Raw genomic sequence first — 15,221 nt, forward strand, 5'->3', positions numbered from 1 at the left:
GCGCGACGTTTAGTAAACGCGAGCTTTGGGCGGGATGTACTGCACGTCGTTGGTCATGGTGTAGTCGTGAACCGGGCGGTACTCGATCTTGACCTTGCCGGTGTCGTCCAGCCAGGCCAGCGTGTGCTTCATCCAGTTCTTGTCGTCGCGCTCGGAGAAGTCTTCGCGGGCGTGCGCGCCGCGGCTCTCGGTGCGGTTGGCGGCCGAGTTCATCGTGACCACCGCCTGCGAGATCAGATTGTCGAACTCCAGCGTCTCGACGAGGTCCGAATTCCACACCAGCGAGCGGTCGGAGACGGCGATGTCGGTGATGCCGCTGTGGACCTTCTCGATCAGGTTCTGGCCTTCGTTCAGGATTTCGCCGGTGCGGAACACCGCGCAATTGTTCTGCATCACGTGCTGCATGCCTTCGCGCAGCTTCGCGGTCGGCGTGCCGCCGGAGGCGTAGCGGTAATGGTCGAGGCGGCCGAGCGCCAGCTCGGACGAGTTCGCCGGCAGCTCGGGCTGCGTGGCGTTCGGCGTCAGCTTCTCGGCGAGACGGAGCGCCGCGGCGCGGCCGAACACGACGAGGTCGATCAGCGAGTTGGAGCCGAGGCGGTTGGCGCCGTGCACGGAGACGCAGGCGGCTTCGCCGATCGCCATCAGGCCGGGGATGACCGCGTTGTCGTCGCCGTCCTTCTTGGTCAGGACCTCGCCGTGATAGTTCGTGGGGATGCCGCCCATGTTGTAGTGCACGGTCGGCACGATCGGGATCGGCTCGCGCGTCACGTCGACATTGGCGAAGATTTTTGCGGATTCGGAGATGCCCGGCAGGCGTTCGGCCAGCACCGCGGGATCGAGATGGTCGAGATGAAGGAAGATGTGGTCCTTCTTCTTGCCGACGCCGCGGCCTTCGCGGATCTCGATGGTCATCGCACGCGAGACGACGTCGCGCGAGGCGAGGTCCTTCGCGGACGGCGCATAGCGCTCCATGAAGCGCTCGCCCTCGGAGTTGACGAGATAGCCGCCTTCGCCGCGCGCACCTTCGGTGACGAGACAGCCCGAACCGTAAATGCCGGTCGGGTGGAACTGCACGAACTCCATGTCCTGCATCGGCAGGCCGGCGCGCAGCACCATGCCGCCGCCGTCGCCGGTGCAGGTGTGCGCCGAGGTGCAGGAGGCGTAGGCGCGGCCATAGCCGCCGGTCGCGAGGATCACGGTCTGGGCGCGGAAGCGGTGCAGCGTGCCGTCGTCGAGCTTGAGCGCGATGACGCCGCGGCAGGTGCCCTGGTCGTCCATGATCAGGTCGATGGCGAAGAATTCGATGAAGAACTCGGCCGCGTGACGCAGCGACTGGCCGTACATCGTGTGCAGCATGGCGTGACCGGTGCGGTCGGCGGCGGCGCAGGTGCGCTGCGCCTGGCCCTTGCCGTAGTCCATGGTCATGCCGCCGAACGGACGCTGGTAGATCTTGCCGTCCTCGGTGCGCGAGAAGGGCACGCCCCAATGCTCGAGTTCGTAGACGGCCTCGGGCGCGTTGCGCACCATGTATTCGATCGCGTCCTGGTCGCCGAGCCAGTCCGACCCCTTCACGGTGTCGTACATGTGCCAGCGCCAGTCATCCTTGTGCATGTTGCCGAGCGAAGCGGAGATACCGCCCTGCGCCGCGACGGTATGCGAGCGGGTCGGAAACACCTTGGTGATGCAGGCTGTGCGCAGGCCGGCCTCGCTGCAACCGACCACGGCGCGCAGGCCCGCGCCGCCGGCGCCGACCACGACGACGTCATAGGTGTGGTCTTCGATCGGGTAGGCTTTTCCGTTGGTGGCGGGAGCGCCGTTGCCCTTGCCATTCGTCTCTGTGGCCATGGGTTACACTCCCGATGAAAGTTGGAGAAGCGCGTAGATGGAGGCGAGCGCAACCGCGGCTGCGAAGAAATTGTTGAGCATGATCGAAACGAGCTTCAGCTTCTCGTTGTGAACGTAGTCCTCGATCACGACCTGCATGCCGATCTTCATGTGCCAGGCGCTGGCGACGATGAAGAGCACCATGATGATGGCGACCGGCAGCGAGCCGAGGATCTGCTTGGCGCCGGCCTGGTTGCTGCCGAGCAGCATCATGATGATCACCAGTACCGGAATCATCAGCAGCGTCATGGCGACGGCCGTGATGCGCTGGCGCCAGAAATCGGACGTGCCGGAATGGGCTGCGCCGAGATTGCGGACGCGGCCGAGCGGGGTGCGCATGCTGCGCTTCGGCGTGTCGGCCGTGCTCATCGTCCACCTCCGATCGCATAGGCGATGATCCAGATCAGGACCGTGAGCACGATACCGCCGATCAGCGCGCCCCAGGTCAGGGCTTCGCGCTCATTGGCCTTGAAGCCGTAGCCGAGGTCCCACACGAAGTGCCGGATACCGCTCAGCATATGGTGCATCAGCGCCCAGGTGTAGCCGAACACGATCAGCCGGCCGATGATGCTGCCGGTGAAGGCCTGGACGTGGCCATAGGCGGCGGGGCCGGAGGCCGCCGCGATCAGCCACCAGGCCAGCAGCAGGGTGCCGACGTAGAGGGCGATACCGGTGGCGCGATGAACGATGGACAGCGCCATCGTCAGCGTCCAGCGGTAGACTTGCATGTGGGGGGAAAGCGGTCGTTCGATCCGTGCGGTCATGGGCTTTTGATGTTTTATTGCGGCCCAGCATGGGGCGCGCGGGGATCGCGAAAGGTCGGCTCTATTTACGGAGTCGATTCCGCCTGCGCAATCTCCAAATCGCCATAAATCGAACGGTGGTTCAGCCTTAGAGCGTTGATGAAACAAGGCCAATCAGGGGCTTGGTATACCAGGGCGTCGGTCCGCCAACGAAAGATTGAATATTAATTCATAAATTGTCTGCTCGCTCCGGTGCATTGAAATTGCTATTGGAACGCCTCTAAACGGACCATGCCGTCCAAACTCTCCAAGGCGTCGGTCAGCCCGGCGCAGGTGTGCTTCCCGGGCCTTTCATGCGGTCCGCTTCGGATATGCGCAGCCTGCATTCCACCCCAGCCGGGAGGCGCAGCGTGTCGACCGCGGGAATCAGATCGCCTAAAGCTCCGAACACAGCTTTCCGAACGGACGTCTCGGAGAAGTTGCGACCAGTCGCCGGGGCAGGTCAGGGGTGATTGCAGGTCTTGATATCAAGGAGATCGTCGAGCTCGCGCTGTTGCTGATCGCAACCGGCGCGCTCTCCGGTTTTTTGGCCGGCGTGTTCGGCATCGGCGGCGGTGCGATCCTCGTGCCGGTGTTCTACGAATGCTTCCGCATCGCAGGCGTGCCGCTCGAGGTACGCATGCCGCTCTGCATCGGCACGTCGCTCGCGGTGATCATCCCGACCTCGATCCGCTCGTTCCAGGCGCACTACAAGCGCGGCGCCGTGGACATGACGATCCTGCGCGTGTGGTGGCTGCCGATCGTGATCGGCGTCGTCGCCGGCAGCGTGATCGCCCGCTACGCGCCGGAGCGGCTGTTCAAGATCGTGTTCGTCTGCGTCGCCTATTCGGCCGCGGCGCGTCTCATCTTCGCGCGCGAAGGCTGGAAGTTCGGCGATGATCTGCCGAAGGGGCCGTTGATGCGCGTCTACGGCTTCTGCGTCGGCATTCTCTCGACGTTGATGGGCATCGGCGGCGGCCTGTTCTCGAACCTGCTGATGACGTTCTACGGCCGGCCAATCCACCAGGCAGTTGCGACCTCGTCGGCGCTCGCGGTGCTGATCTCGATTCCCGGCGCGCTCGGCTACATCTATGCCGGCTGGCCGGCGGCTGCGACCTATCCGGCCGTCGCCGCGCTGCAAATCCCGTTCGCGCTCGGTTACGTCTCGCTGATCGGCGCGGTGCTGGTGATGCCGATGAGCCTCGTCACCGCGCCGCTCGGCGTGAGAGCCGCGCATGCGATGTCGAAGCGGACGTTGGAGGTGGCGTTCGGCTGCTACCTGTTTATCGTCGGCAGCCGGTTTGTGATGAGCCTGGTGGGCGGGCAGTGACAGGTTTGGGGCACGCGCGTCCTACACCCTCAGGGTCATTGCCCGCGAAGGCGGGGAATCCAGTACGCCGCGGCCTCTCGGTTCTATCATAGCCGTCACTGGAATACTGGATGCCCCGCCTTCGCGGGGCATGACAGCGCGTCGTATGGTGGCCCTCGACGGGTCCACCCCTATTTCTTCGCGTAAATATCCTTGTAGGTATCGCGCAGCACGTTCTTCTGCACCTTGCCCATGGTGTTGCGCGGCAGCTCGTCGACGACGAAGACGCGCTTGGGCATCTTGAATTTGGCGAGCCTCCCGTCGAGCGCCTTGAGCACCGCGGTTTCGGTGACGTCGGCGCCCTTGTTGCAAACCAGAACCGCCGTGACGCCCTCGCCAAAGTCGGCATGCGGCACGCCGATGACGGCGGACTCGATCACGCCGGGCATGGCGTCGATCTCGCTCTCGATCTCTTTCGGATAGACGTTGAAGCCGCCGGAAATCACGAGATCCTTGCCGCGGCCGAGGATGTGGACGTAGCCCTTGTCGTCGATCTTGCCGAGGTCGCCGGTGATGAAGAACCCATCGGGCCGGAATTCCGACTTGGTCTTCTCCGGCATGCGCCAATAACCCCTGAACACGTTCGGGCCCTTGACCTCGATCATGCCGATCTCCTCGCGCGGCAATTCCTTGCCCGTGTCGGGCTCGGTCACGCGCACGGAGACGCCGGGGAGAGGAAAGCCGACCGCGCCGGGCACGCGCTCGCCGTCGTAAGGATTCGACGTGTTCATGTTGGTCTCGGTCATGCCGTAGCGCTCGAGCACCGCATGCCCCGTGCGCGCCGACCATTCCCGGTGGGTTTCTGCCAGCAGCGGCGCCGAGCCCGAGATGAACAGGCGCATGTGCTTTGTGGTGTCGCGCGACAGCGCGGAGTTCTGGAGCAGACGGGTATAGAACGTCGGTACGCCCATCAGCACCGTAGCGCGCGTCATCAGCTTGATGATCAGGTCCGGATCGAGCTTCGGCAGGAAGATCATCGACGCCCGCGAGAACAGCGTCACGTTGGTCGCCACGAACAGGCCGTGCGTATGGTAGATCGGCAGCGCGTGGATCAGCACGTCCTTGTCGGTGAAGCGCCAGTAGCCGACGAGGCTCAGCGAATTCGACGCGAGATTGTCGTGCGTCAGCATCGCGCCCTTGGAGCGGCCGGTGGTGCCCGACGTGTAGAGGATCGCGGCGAGGTCATCGTTCGCCCGCGCGACGGTCGTGAAGTCGCTGCTGGCCTTGTCGGCGGCTTCCGTCAGCGAGCCCTTGCCGTCGGGCCCGAGCGTCTCGACCCTGGCCTTCACCTTGGCGGCGATCGGCGCGAGACCCTCGGCCTTGGAGGGATCACAGACCACCAGCGACGGCTCGGCGTCGCCGATGAAGTAATCGAGCTCGTTCAGCGTATAGGCGGTGTTGAGTGGCAGATAGACCGCGCCGGCCCGCACCGTGGCGAGATACAGCACGATATTGGTGACCGATTTCTCCACCTGCACCGCGACGCGGTCGCCGGGCTTCACACCGCGCGCGACCAGCACGTTCGCCATCTGCCCGGCCCGCGCGATCAGATCGCCATAGCTGATGTGGCCGCCATCCTGCGTCTCGATCGCGAGGCGCTTGGGGTCGTCGAGGCCGTCGAACAGGCGGGAAAACAGATTGGCGTTGGCTGCTTGGTTCATGCAAGATTTCCTCGACCGCAAGGCAAACAAGGCCGGTCAAAACCGAGGGCTGGATTAGCAAAAACCGCCCCAATGAAGCAACGGAGACAGTTTGCATGACCAAAAACGGGAAACGCGTGGCCTGGGTGACGGGCGGAGGCAGTGGGATCGGGGAGGCCGGCGCCGAGGCGCTGGCGGCCGACGGCTGGATCGTCGTGGTCTCCGGCCGCCGCAAGGATGCCCTGGATACCGTGGTTGCCAAGATCACTGGGGCGGGCGGGGTGGCCGAGGCCATCGCGCTGGATGTGGCCAACGCGGACCAGGCCCGGAAGGCGGCCGATCAAATCGTCGCGAAGCACGGCCGGATCGACCTGCTCGTGAACAATGCCGGCATCAATGTCCCCAAGCGGAGCTGGAAGGACATGGAACTGGACGGCTGGGACAAGCTGGTCCAGGTCAACCTCAACGGCGTGCTCTATTGCATGCGCGCGGTGCTGCCGGCGATGCGCAAGCAGCAGGATGGCTCGATCATCAATGTCTCGTCCTGGGCGGGCCGCCACGTCTCGAAGATGCCGGGCCCGGCCTACACCACCACCAAGCATGCGGTGCTGGCGCTGACCCATTCCTTCAACATGGATGAATGCGTCAATGGCTTGCGCGCCTGCTGCCTGATGCCGGGCGAGGTGGCAACGCCGATCCTGAAGCTGCGACCGGTGGTGCCGAGCGAAGAAGAGCAGGCGAAGATGCTGCAATCCGAAGATCTCGGCCGCACCATCGCGTTCATCGCGGCGATGCCGCCGCGCGTCTGCATCAACGAGCTCCTGATCAGCCCGACGCACAATCGCGGGTTTATCCAGACGCCGCACAATAGGGATTAGTGCGGGGACACCGCCTTAACGGGCACGCTGCCGCAACGGGCACACTGCTGTAGGGTGGGCAAAGGCGCGAAGCGCCGTGCCCACCATCTCTCTCCGCATTTGCGTTTGGTGGGCACGCTGCGCTTTGCCCACCCTACGGCACCGTTTGCTTGGCGCGCCCCACCCCCACGAACGTCCCCTCGCATAGTTTCACGCATCACAAAGAATTTTTGTCCGAAACCCCATCGCAAACCCTCCCGTAGTTCGGACCAACGACGCGTGACTGCTGCACGTCAAAACTGACGCAGGCGCCGTTGTTGCCCAACTCAAACGCCGGTCATTGCCGGTCACAATTCAATCGGGAGACTCTCCATGTCGAAGCGTATTGCCTATCTCGCTGCCGCCGCCTTCAGCGCCCTGGCCATCACCGCGACTGTGGTCGCGCCGGTCCGCGCCGAGGAGAAGACCGTCATGGTCGGCGGCGCCGCGATGTTCCCGTCCAAGAACATCGTCCAGAACGCGGTCAACTCGAAGGATCACACCACGCTGGTGGCGGCGGTGAAGGCCGCCGGCCTGGTGCCGACGCTGGAAAGCAAGGGCCCGTTCACGGTGTTCGCGCCCACCAACGCCGCCTTCGGCAAGCTGCCGGCCGGCACCGTCGACAATCTGGTCAAGCCCGAGAACAAGGCGACCTTGACCAAGATCCTCACCTACCATGTCGTGCCCGGCAAGCTCGAGGCTTCCGACCTCACCGACGGCAAGAAGATGAAGACCGCCGAAGGCGAGGAACTGACGGTGAAGAAGCAGGACGGCAAGGTCTGGATCGTCGATGCCAAGGGCGGCACCTCGATGGTGACGATCTCCAACGTCAACCAGTCGAACGGCGTCATCCATGTGGTCGACACCGTGCTGATGCCGGCGACGTAACACCGCGAAGTCCGGTTTCATCCCCCAGACCGGATGCGACGAAACGGCGAGCCGGGGGCACCCGGCTCGCTTTATTGTGACCACGATAGCCCATAGGCATCGATTCGATGGCCGGCGGGGCGTAACGAAAGCGGCCGCATCGGCGTATAATCGGTGTCAGACGACGTTCAGGACGGAACCATTATGTCGAGCCTCACAGTCACCGACGAGCAGGTCAGCGCCACCCCGGCCAAAATGATCCAGCCGGCCTGGGTCCGGGTCATGCACTGGATCAATGCTCTCGCCATGGTCCTGATGATCCTGTCGGGCTGGCAGATCTACAACGCCTCGCCGCTGTTCGGCTTCAGTTTTCCGCGCGAGTACACGCTTGGCGGTTGGCTCGGCGGCGGCCTGCTCTGGCATTTTGCGGCGATGTGGCTGTTGATGATCAACGGCCTCGCTTATCTCATTACAGGTTTTGCCACCGGCCGCTTCCGCAAGAAGCTGCTGCCGATCACGCCATCTGGCGTGCTCCAGGACGTCAGGGCTGCGCTGACCTTCAAGCTCGGCCATGACGATCTCACCGTCTACAATTACGTGCAGCGCCTGCTCTATGCCGGCATCATCGTGGTTGGCGTCCTGATCGTGCTGTCGGGCCTGTCGATGTGGAAGCCGGTGCAACTTTATTATCTGGTGATGCTGTTCGGCGATTATCCGACCGCGCGCTACGTCCACTTCTTCTGCATGGCCGCGATCTGCGCGTTCCTCGTCATTCACGTCCTGCTCGCGCTGCTGGTGCCGAAGAGCCTGCGCGCGATGATCATTGGGCGATAGAGCATGATCCGGAAAAGTGGGAACCGGTTTTCCGACAAGATCATGCTCAAAACAGATATGTGAGAATAGCGATGGCCAAGCGTTCGTTCCTGATCCCCGGCGTCGACAAGCGACTGCTGATCAAGGACTCCATCAAGACGATGCCCGATGTCAGCCGCCGCCGCTTCATCGCGGGCGGCGCCAGCCTCGGCGCGCTGACGCTGCTCACCGGCTGCGACGTGATCGACTCATCCTCGGCCGAGGAGATGCTGAAGAGCGTCTCGAAATTCAACGACGCCGTGCAGGCCTTCATCTTCAATCCCGACGCGCTGGCGCCGACCTTCCCGGAGAGCGCGATTACAAAACCGTTCCCGTTCAACGCCTATTACGATCTCGATGACGCCCCCGATATCGACGGCGCCGACTGGAAGCTCGAGGTACGCGGTCTCGTCGACAACAAGAAGTCCTGGACGCTTCCGGAACTGTACAAGCTGCCGCAGGTCACCCAGATCACCCGCCACATCTGCGTCGAGGGCTGGAGCGCGATCGGCAGCTGGACCGGCACGCCCTTGCGCGATTTCCTCAAGCTGATCGGCGCCGACACCCGCGCAAAATATGTCTGGTTCCAGTGCGCCGACAAGGACGGCTACAACTCGCCGCTCGACATGCGCAGCGCGCTGCATCCGCAAACGCAGATGACGTTCAAATACGCGAACGAGATATTGCCCCGTGCCTACGGTTTCCCGATGAAGATCCGCGTGCCGACCAAGCTCGGCTTCAAGAACCCGAAATACGTGGTCTCGATGGAAGTCACCAATGACTACAAGGGTGGTTACTGGGAAGACCAGGGGTACAATTCGTTCAGCGGGAGCTAGCTCCGCTGTCGTAGGGTGGGCAAAGCGCAAGCGTGCCCACCAAACTCCTCGACCGCGCACAGATGGTGGGCACGGCGCTGCGCGCCTTTGCCCACCCTACGGCTCCGATGCTTTGGCCGGCCCCACCTTCCGCTGGCACAATGCCGCCACCGCCCCCAGCGCCAGCAGCGCGGCCGACACATTCAGCGCGTAACTCAGACTCCCCAGCGCATCCGTGATCGCGCCGACCACGATCGGTCCCAACGTCTGCCCGACGCCGAACGAGATCGTCATCGCCGCGATTGCGGTGGGCCACACCTCCGGCGGATAGTTGAAGCGGACGAAGGCGGTGGTCGAGCCGACCACGGCGAAGAAGGCGACGCCGAACACGACCGCGGAGACCGCGAGCCATGCCGGTGAATGGCCGAGGATCGGCAGGGCCGCGCCGAGCGCGTTGGTGCCGAGGATGATGGCGGTTGCGAGCCCGCCGCGATCCAGCGCCAGCACGCCGCGCCAGGCCCAGGGCGTCGCAAAGGCGCTGAGGCCGATCAGGCTCCAGAACGCGGCCTGTGCCGCGGCGCCGCCACCGCCGTCGCGCACATAGGCGATCATGAAGGTCATGTAGGCGATGTAGCCCGCGCCGAACAGGAAGTAGCCGGCGAGATAGATCAGCACCGGAAGAATAGCGAAGGCGGCGTGGCTGCCTTCCGAGAAGCGCACGCCACTTTCGATGCGGATCAGGAACAGGGGCACGGTCATCACCACGGACAGCAGTGTCAGCGCCCACCACACCATCCACCACGAGCCCGGCCCGAAATATTGCAGCGTGAACGGGGCGATCAGTCCCGAGGCGAGAATGCCGATGCCGGGCCCGGCATAGAACAGGCTGAGGAGGAAATTGGCCCGTTCCGGGCGCGACTGCGCGATTGAAGCGGCCAGCGCGCCGCCGGCGACGAAGCCGGCGGCGGCGCCGAAGCCGAGCACGAGGCGCGCGAAGCTCAGTGCGACGAAATTGCCTGTCAGCGCACAGATGGCGAGCGCGGCGACGCAGGCCAGAGTTCCGCCGCGGATCGCGGCCGCCCAGCCGACGCGCTGGATCAGTCGGGAAGCAACGAGCGCGCCCGCGAGGTAGCCGACGGCATTGATGGTGTTCATGAAACCGGCCGCCGAGTAGGACCAGCCGAGATCCTCCCGCATGTCAGGCAGCACCAGCGCATAGGCAAAGCGGCCGATGCCGAGCCCGACCGTCGCCGCCAGCGACAGGGTCAGGATCAGCCGCGCGGGGTGCGCGTCGGGCGGGGGGCGGTCATGGGCGTGCAAAGGGTGCTCCGGCCTGTGCAGTGTGGCAGGCCCCGCCCGTCTTGCACAGCCGCGAGGCGGCAATGGTGTCTTGCCAAGCGCGCAACGCCGCTCTAGCACTCCGGCCGACCGTCATTCCGGGGCGCACGCGAAGCGGGCGAGCCCGGAATCCATAACCCCGGCTGGTGGTTATGGATTCCGGGCCCGCGCCTCCAAGTCGGCTGTTGCCGACTTGGACAATCTAAAGTGCCGAACTCGGGTAAACCCGAGGTCGGTGGCGCGTCCCGGAATGACGAGAGAGGATCGAGAAGGGAAACGAACATGGCGACCCACAAACTGCTGCTGCTCCCCGGCGACGGTATCGGCCCCGAGGTGATGGGCGAGGTGAAGCGGCTGATCGACTGGCTCAATTCGGCAGGGATCGCCAAATTCGAGACCGATACCGGCCTTGTCGGCGGCTCCGCCTATGACGCGCACAAGGTGTCGATCTCCGAGGGCGACATGGCCAAGGCCCTGGCCGCCGACGCCATCATCTTCGGCGCGGTCGGCGGCCCGAAGTGGGATGCCGTTCCTTACGAGGTGCGCCCCGAAGCCGGCCTGCTCCGCCTGCGCAAGGATCTCGCCTTGTTCGCCAACCTCCGCCCTGCGGTGTGCTATCCGGCGCTGGCCGATGCCTCGAGCCTGAAGCGCGAGGCGGTCGAGGGCCTCGACATCGTCATCGTCCGCGAGCTCACCGGCGGCGTCTATTTCGGCGAGCCCAAGACTATCACCGATCTCGGCAACGGCCAGAAGCGGGCCGTCGATACCCAGGTCTACGACACCTATGAGATCGAGCGCATCGGCCGCGTCGCCTTCGAGCTTGCCAGGAAGCGCAAGAACAAGGTGACGTCGATGGAGAAGCGCAACGTCATGAAGTCGGGCGTGCTCTGGAACGAGGTCATGACGGCGGTTCACAAGCGCGAATATCCTGACGTGACGCTCGAGCACCAGCTCGCCGATTCCGGCGGCATGATGCTGGTCAAGGCGCCGAAGCAGTTCGACGTCATCGTCACCGACAACCTGTTCGGCGACATGCTGTCCGACATCGCGGCGATGCTGACCGGTTCGCTCGGCATGCTGCCCTCGGCCTCGCTCGGCGAGGTCGACGTCAAGAGCAAGAAGCGCAAGGCGCTGTACGAGCCGGTGCACGGCTCGGCGCCTGATATCGCAGGCCAAGGCCTCGCCAATCCCATCGCGATGATCTCGTCCTTCGGCATGGCGCTGCGCTACTCCTTCGATATGGGCGACCTCGCCGACAAGGTCGATGCTGCGATCGCCGCCGTGCTGGCCAGCGGCCTGCGCACCGCCGACATCAAGTCGGAAGGTACCAAGGCCGCCTCGACCACGCAGATGGGCGAAGCGATCCTGAAGGAATTGCAGAAGCTGCACGCGTAAGCGGCAAGCACCGCTCTCGTAGGGTGGGCAAAGCGACAGCGTGCCCGCCAATCGATTGTGATTGGAAAGAGATGGTGGGCACGGCGCTTCGCGCCTTTGCCCACCCTACGGCACCTGCTCCTGGAGCCACCTCATGGATACGCCTCGCCCCAAGATCGCGGAGACGATCATCCATGAGACCGTGCGCCAGCGCGAGGCGCGGATCGGGCGCCGCTGCGAAGTCCTCGCCAACACGCGCATCGAATATGCCTCGCTCGGCGACTACTCCTATCTCGGCGAGAACTGCGAGGTCGCCGACGCGGTGATCGGAAAATTCACGGCGATCGCCAACTCGGTGCGGATCGGCGCGCCCAATCATCCGATGGGCCGTCCGTCCCAGCACCGCTTCACCTACGTCCCCGAATATTACGAGGCGAGCGCGACGCGCGACCGCGACTTCTTCGCGGACCGCCGCGGTGACCGCGTGATCGTCGGCAATGACGTCTGGATCGGCCACGCCGCCATCCTGCTGCCGGGCGTCACCATCGGCGACGGCGCGGTGATTGCCGCGGGCGCGGTCGTCAGCCGCGATGTCGAGCCCTACACGATCGTCGGCGGCGTTCCCGCGCGTCCCATCCGCAAGCGCTTCGACGATTCGGTTGCGGAAAGCCTGCGCCGTATCGCCTGGTGGGATTGGCCGGAGGAACTGATCTTCGATCGCCTGGGCGATTTCCGCTCAGAGGCGATCGAAGAATTTTGCCGGCGCTACGACCCGGCAGCCAACGCCTGAAGCGGACGTGTCTCTCACAAACAAAAAAATGGCCGGGCGCCAGCCCGGCCATTTTGATTCGGTCGATCATTCCGCTCAGTACAGCGGGAAATTCCGTGGATAGCCGCCGACGTCGGCCGGCGTGCTCAGCGGCTGGCGATCGATCGGGCGGTTGTTGTTCTCGCGCGCGAAGGTCGGATAGCCGATCGCCGGCGGGAAAGCGTAGTCGGAGAACTTGCGGTCGCCCGGATTGACCTCGGTGCCGCCGTCGAGCCAAGAGCGCTTGCTCACATAAAGGCGGGTGCGACCCTGCTGATAGACCGCGTTGGGACCGCTCGGGCCGTAATAGGGACGGCTGTTGTCATAACGCTGCTTCTTGGTGTCGGCCGAGGCGGGTGTGGCGAGGGCTGAGGACATGGCAACCACGGCGCCGGCCGCAAGCCACATCGCCAGTTTGTTCGCGGCAGAGAAATTCGAGCTCATCACGTCCCCTTCAGGCGGCAAGCCGCCAATCGATTTCATCCCCATACTAGCCCGGCAAGGGTGGCCGCAACTAGGTCAATTGGGTCACACCAGGACGGAATAATCGTGCGTGCCGGCAAAAGTTGCATCAATACCAGCCACTTGAGCTTGATGCGGGTCAAAGCGCCCCGCGCAATTGCGCGTTCGCCGCGCCGAGCAGCCAGTCCGACGAACCCTGGGGAGCGCAGGAGCGGCGCTTCAGCTCCGCATGGGCGAACAATTCCGCCAGCTTCGGCTCGTTGCCCGAGATCAGGAGCGTCAGCCGGTTCAGCGTGCAGGCGATCGCCGCGCGCCGGGCGGGCAGGGTGTCACCCTGGCAGGAGAAGCCGGAGATCTGGAGCGCCGGCTCCTCGCTGCGTTTGAGGTAGCCGAGGCACGCCCGCGCAGCCTCCACCGTGCCGGTGGGCCGGAACAGGGCAACGGGACCGAATTTCGTGTCGATCAGGCCGGCCTGCTCGAGCGGGGTCGCCTCATCCAGGCCCATGTGGACCGCCAGGTCGGCTGTCGCCGGGCGGGCCACGTCGAATTCGCCGCCTTCCCGGTAAATCTCGAGCTCTGCCACGGGCTTGTCCGCCTCGCCGGTCCAGCGCATCACGTCCCGGCGGCCGCCTTCGGGATGCCTGAGAATGACGTAAGAGGCTGTTTTTTCTGATGAATCGAGCCGGCTGAGGGCGAAGGCCGGTTGCGAGCGGTCGGCCACGCTCCACTCCGGCTTCTCGGCGGGTTCGTCGTCACGCAGGCTGGGCAGCTGGCCGAGCGCCGCGAGGGCGAGGATGGCAAACAGGGCCAGCGCCCCCACATAGGCGAACAGGTGCGCCAGTGTGCCGACGACCTCGTCGGCGAAGGCTGCAATCGCCAGATGAATTTGGGTAGGGGTTGCGGCCGTGCTGGCCTCAGGCGATTGCATCCACGGCCTTCAGGCATGGTCCAACGTTGTCTTGAGGCCGGTTCTCGCATAGAAGCGCTGCTCTTCCTGTTTAAGCGTCAGCTTCAGGAACGGGCTTTTTCATCGGAGAGTGAACGATGGGTTACAAAGTCGCAGTCGTCGGCGCGACCGGCAATGTCGGACGGGAAATGCTCAACATCCTCGATGAGCGCCAATTCCCCGCGGACGAGGTCGTGGCCCTTGCGTCACGCCGCAGCGTCGGCGTCGAGGTCTCCTATGGCGACCGCACCCTGAAGGTCAAAGCGCTCGAGCATTACGATTTCTCCGATGTCGATATCTGCCTGATGTCGGCCGGCGGCTCGGTGTCGAAGGAATGGTCGCCGAAGATCGGCGCCGCCGGCACGGTCGTGATCGACAATTCCTCGGCCTGGCGCATGGATCCGGACGTGCCGCTGATCGTGCCCGAGGTGAACGCAGACGCGACGGAAGGCTTCAAGAAGAAGAACATCATCGCCAACCCGAACTGCTCGACCGCGCAGCTCGTGGTCGCGCTGAAGCCGCTGCACGACAAGGCGACGATCAAGCGCGTCGTGGTCTCGACCTATCAATCGGTCTCGGGCGCCGGCAAGGATGCGATGGACGAGTTGTTCTCGCAGACCAAGGCCGTCTACACCAACGACGAGCTGATCGCGAAGAAATTCCCCAAGCGCATCGCCTTCAACGTCATCCCCCACATCGATGTCTTCATGGAGGACGGCTACACCAAGGAAGAGTGGAAGATGATGGCGGAGACCAAGAAGATTCTTGATCCCAAGATCAAGCTCTCCGCGACCTGCGTGCGCGTGCCGGTGTTCGTCGGCCACTCCGAGGCCGTCAACATCGAGTTCGAGAATCCGATCACGGCCGACGAAGCACGCGACATCCTGCGCAAGGCGCCCGGCTGTCTCGTCATCGACAAGCAGGAGCCCGGCGGCTACGCCACGCCGTATGAAGCGGCCGGCGAGGACGCGACCTATATCAGCCGCATCCGCGAGGATGCGACGGTGGAGAACGGCCTCGTGCTGTGGTGCGTGTCGGACAATCTGCGCAAGGGCGCGGCGCTCAACGCCATCCAGATCGCCGAAGTGCTGATCAACCGCAAGCTGATCAGCGCGAAGAAGAAGGCGGCGTAAAAGGAACGTAGGGCGGATTAGCCGAAGGCGTAATCCGCCTCTTTAAGTTTCTGAG

The 15,221-nt window shown here is 64.3% G+C and carries 15 protein-coding genes; 8 read left to right on the forward strand and 7 right to left on the reverse strand.

All coding sequences use genetic code 11. The features are described from left to right. Window positions 1-9: 9 nt before the first annotated feature. From sdhA to sdhC, 3 genes are read right to left on the reverse strand one after another with little or no spacing between them, the layout of a single operon-like run. Entirely contained in the window at window positions 10-1,845 is a 1,836-nt protein-coding gene (gene sdhA / locus JQ627_RS23925; protein ID WP_212486560.1) for a succinate dehydrogenase flavoprotein subunit, read from the reverse strand. 3 nt (window positions 1,846-1,848) lie between these two features. Beyond that, a complete protein-coding gene (gene sdhD / locus JQ627_RS23930) occupies window positions 1,849-2,253 on the reverse strand; it encodes a succinate dehydrogenase, hydrophobic membrane anchor protein (protein WP_212486561.1) in 405 nt (134 codons plus the stop codon). Then, window positions 2,250-2,648: a succinate dehydrogenase, cytochrome b556 subunit gene (gene sdhC / locus JQ627_RS23935; protein ID WP_212486562.1), complete on the reverse strand. Its 399-nt coding sequence runs from the start codon at window positions 2,646-2,648 to the stop codon at window positions 2,250-2,252. Before sdhC ends, sdhD begins: the two co-directional genes overlap by 4 nt. Before the next feature lie 487 nt (window positions 2,649-3,135). Between sdhC and JQ627_RS23940 the strand changes: the two genes are divergently transcribed. Beyond that, on the forward strand, window positions 3,136-3,996 hold the full coding sequence (locus tag JQ627_RS23940; protein ID WP_212486563.1) for a sulfite exporter TauE/SafE family protein: 861 nt from the start codon (window positions 3,136-3,138) through the stop codon (window positions 3,994-3,996). Between the two features lie 170 nt (window positions 3,997-4,166). Here the strand turns inward: JQ627_RS23940 and JQ627_RS23945 are convergent, their stop codons facing one another. Next, window positions 4,167-5,696, reverse strand: coding sequence for a malonyl-CoA synthase (locus tag JQ627_RS23945; RefSeq protein WP_212486564.1), 1,530 nt, complete (start codon window positions 5,694-5,696; stop codon window positions 4,167-4,169). 95 nt (window positions 5,697-5,791) lie between these two features. On the opposite strand from JQ627_RS23945, the gene JQ627_RS23950 reads away from it, so the two are divergent. The 4 genes from JQ627_RS23950 to JQ627_RS23965 all read left to right on the forward strand — a co-directional run bounded on the left by JQ627_RS23950 (window position 5,792) and on the right by JQ627_RS23965 (window position 9,126). Further along, window positions 5,792-6,553 carry an SDR family oxidoreductase gene (locus JQ627_RS23950; RefSeq protein WP_212486565.1) on the forward strand — a complete coding sequence of 254 codons (762 nt, stop codon included), beginning with the start codon at window positions 5,792-5,794 and terminating at the stop codon, window positions 6,551-6,553. 351 nt (window positions 6,554-6,904) lie between these two features. Further along, window positions 6,905-7,459: a fasciclin domain-containing protein gene (locus JQ627_RS23955; protein WP_014490676.1), complete on the forward strand. Its 555-nt coding sequence runs from the start codon at window positions 6,905-6,907 to the stop codon at window positions 7,457-7,459. Window positions 7,460-7,642: 183 nt separating this feature from the next. Further along, window positions 7,643-8,272 (forward strand): cytochrome b/b6 domain-containing protein, encoded by a 630-nt coding sequence (locus JQ627_RS23960; protein ID WP_212486566.1) that lies wholly within the window; start codon window positions 7,643-7,645, stop codon window positions 8,270-8,272. A gap of 71 nt (window positions 8,273-8,343) precedes the next feature. Beyond that, window positions 8,344-9,126, forward strand: coding sequence for a molybdopterin-dependent oxidoreductase (locus JQ627_RS23965; protein ID WP_212486567.1), 783 nt, complete (start codon window positions 8,344-8,346; stop codon window positions 9,124-9,126). Window positions 9,127-9,222: 96 nt separating this feature from the next. Here JQ627_RS23965 and JQ627_RS23970 read toward each other — a convergent pair whose 3' ends face one another. Then, complete coding sequence (locus JQ627_RS23970; protein WP_212486568.1) at window positions 9,223-10,425, reverse strand: YbfB/YjiJ family MFS transporter; 1,203 nt, start codon at window positions 10,423-10,425, stop codon at window positions 9,223-9,225. Between the two features lie 300 nt (window positions 10,426-10,725). Here JQ627_RS23970 and leuB point away from each other — a divergent pair, with 300 nt between their 5' ends. Both leuB and JQ627_RS23980 read left to right on the forward strand, forming a co-directional pair. Further along, entirely contained in the window at window positions 10,726-11,838 is a 1,113-nt protein-coding gene (gene leuB, locus JQ627_RS23975; RefSeq protein ID WP_212486569.1) for a 3-isopropylmalate dehydrogenase, read from the forward strand. Between the two features lie 133 nt (window positions 11,839-11,971). Further along, window positions 11,972-12,607: a DapH/DapD/GlmU-related protein gene (locus tag JQ627_RS23980; RefSeq protein WP_212486570.1), complete on the forward strand. Its 636-nt coding sequence runs from the start codon at window positions 11,972-11,974 to the stop codon at window positions 12,605-12,607. A gap of 75 nt (window positions 12,608-12,682) precedes the next feature. On the opposite strand, the gene JQ627_RS23985 is transcribed toward JQ627_RS23980, so the two are convergent. Both JQ627_RS23985 and JQ627_RS23990 read right to left on the reverse strand, forming a co-directional pair. Continuing rightward, entirely contained in the window at window positions 12,683-13,069 is a 387-nt protein-coding gene (locus JQ627_RS23985; protein WP_028158592.1) for a hypothetical protein, read from the reverse strand. Window positions 13,070-13,226: 157 nt separating this feature from the next. Next, window positions 13,227-14,015, reverse strand: coding sequence for a hypothetical protein (locus JQ627_RS23990; RefSeq protein WP_212486571.1), 789 nt, complete (start codon window positions 14,013-14,015; stop codon window positions 13,227-13,229). Between the two features lie 116 nt (window positions 14,016-14,131). Between JQ627_RS23990 and JQ627_RS23995 the strand changes: the two genes are divergently transcribed. Further along, complete coding sequence (locus tag JQ627_RS23995; protein WP_212486572.1) at window positions 14,132-15,166, forward strand: aspartate-semialdehyde dehydrogenase; 1,035 nt, start codon at window positions 14,132-14,134, stop codon at window positions 15,164-15,166. Window positions 15,167-15,221 lie beyond the last annotated feature (55 nt).

This window comes from Bradyrhizobium liaoningense (assembly GCF_018130785.1).
In the GTDB taxonomy this organism is placed as follows: domain Bacteria; phylum Pseudomonadota; class Alphaproteobacteria; order Rhizobiales; family Xanthobacteraceae; genus Bradyrhizobium; species Bradyrhizobium liaoningense_A.

What these genes read in the sequence shown, in the direction of transcription:
- sdhD (WP_212486561.1), bottom strand. Translation starts at nt 2,253, where the DNA reads ATGAGCACGGCCGACACGCCGAAGCGCAGCATGCGCACCCCGCTCGGC.
- JQ627_RS23950 (WP_212486565.1), top strand. Translation starts at nt 5,792, where the DNA reads ATGACCAAAAACGGGAAACGCGTGGCCTGGGTGACGGGCGGAGGCAGT.
- JQ627_RS23945 (WP_212486564.1), bottom strand. Translation starts at nt 5,696, where the DNA reads ATGAACCAAGCAGCCAACGCCAATCTGTTTTCCCGCCTGTTCGACGGC.
- JQ627_RS23960 (WP_212486566.1), top strand. Translation starts at nt 7,643, where the DNA reads ATGTCGAGCCTCACAGTCACCGACGAGCAGGTCAGCGCCACCCCGGCC.
- JQ627_RS23980 (WP_212486570.1), top strand. Translation starts at nt 11,972, where the DNA reads ATGGATACGCCTCGCCCCAAGATCGCGGAGACGATCATCCATGAGACC.
- JQ627_RS23955 (WP_014490676.1), top strand. Translation starts at nt 6,905, where the DNA reads ATGTCGAAGCGTATTGCCTATCTCGCTGCCGCCGCCTTCAGCGCCCTG.
- leuB (WP_212486569.1), top strand. Translation starts at nt 10,726, where the DNA reads ATGGCGACCCACAAACTGCTGCTGCTCCCCGGCGACGGTATCGGCCCC.
- sdhC (WP_212486562.1), bottom strand. Translation starts at nt 2,648, where the DNA reads ATGACCGCACGGATCGAACGACCGCTTTCCCCCCACATGCAAGTCTAC.
- JQ627_RS23965 (WP_212486567.1), top strand. Translation starts at nt 8,344, where the DNA reads ATGGCCAAGCGTTCGTTCCTGATCCCCGGCGTCGACAAGCGACTGCTG.
- sdhA (WP_212486560.1), bottom strand. Translation starts at nt 1,845, where the DNA reads ATGGCCACAGAGACGAATGGCAAGGGCAACGGCGCTCCCGCCACCAAC.
- JQ627_RS23985 (WP_028158592.1), bottom strand. Translation starts at nt 13,069, where the DNA reads ATGAGCTCGAATTTCTCTGCCGCGAACAAACTGGCGATGTGGCTTGCG.
- JQ627_RS23990 (WP_212486571.1), bottom strand. Translation starts at nt 14,015, where the DNA reads ATGCAATCGCCTGAGGCCAGCACGGCCGCAACCCCTACCCAAATTCAT.
- JQ627_RS23995 (WP_212486572.1), top strand. Translation starts at nt 14,132, where the DNA reads ATGGGTTACAAAGTCGCAGTCGTCGGCGCGACCGGCAATGTCGGACGG.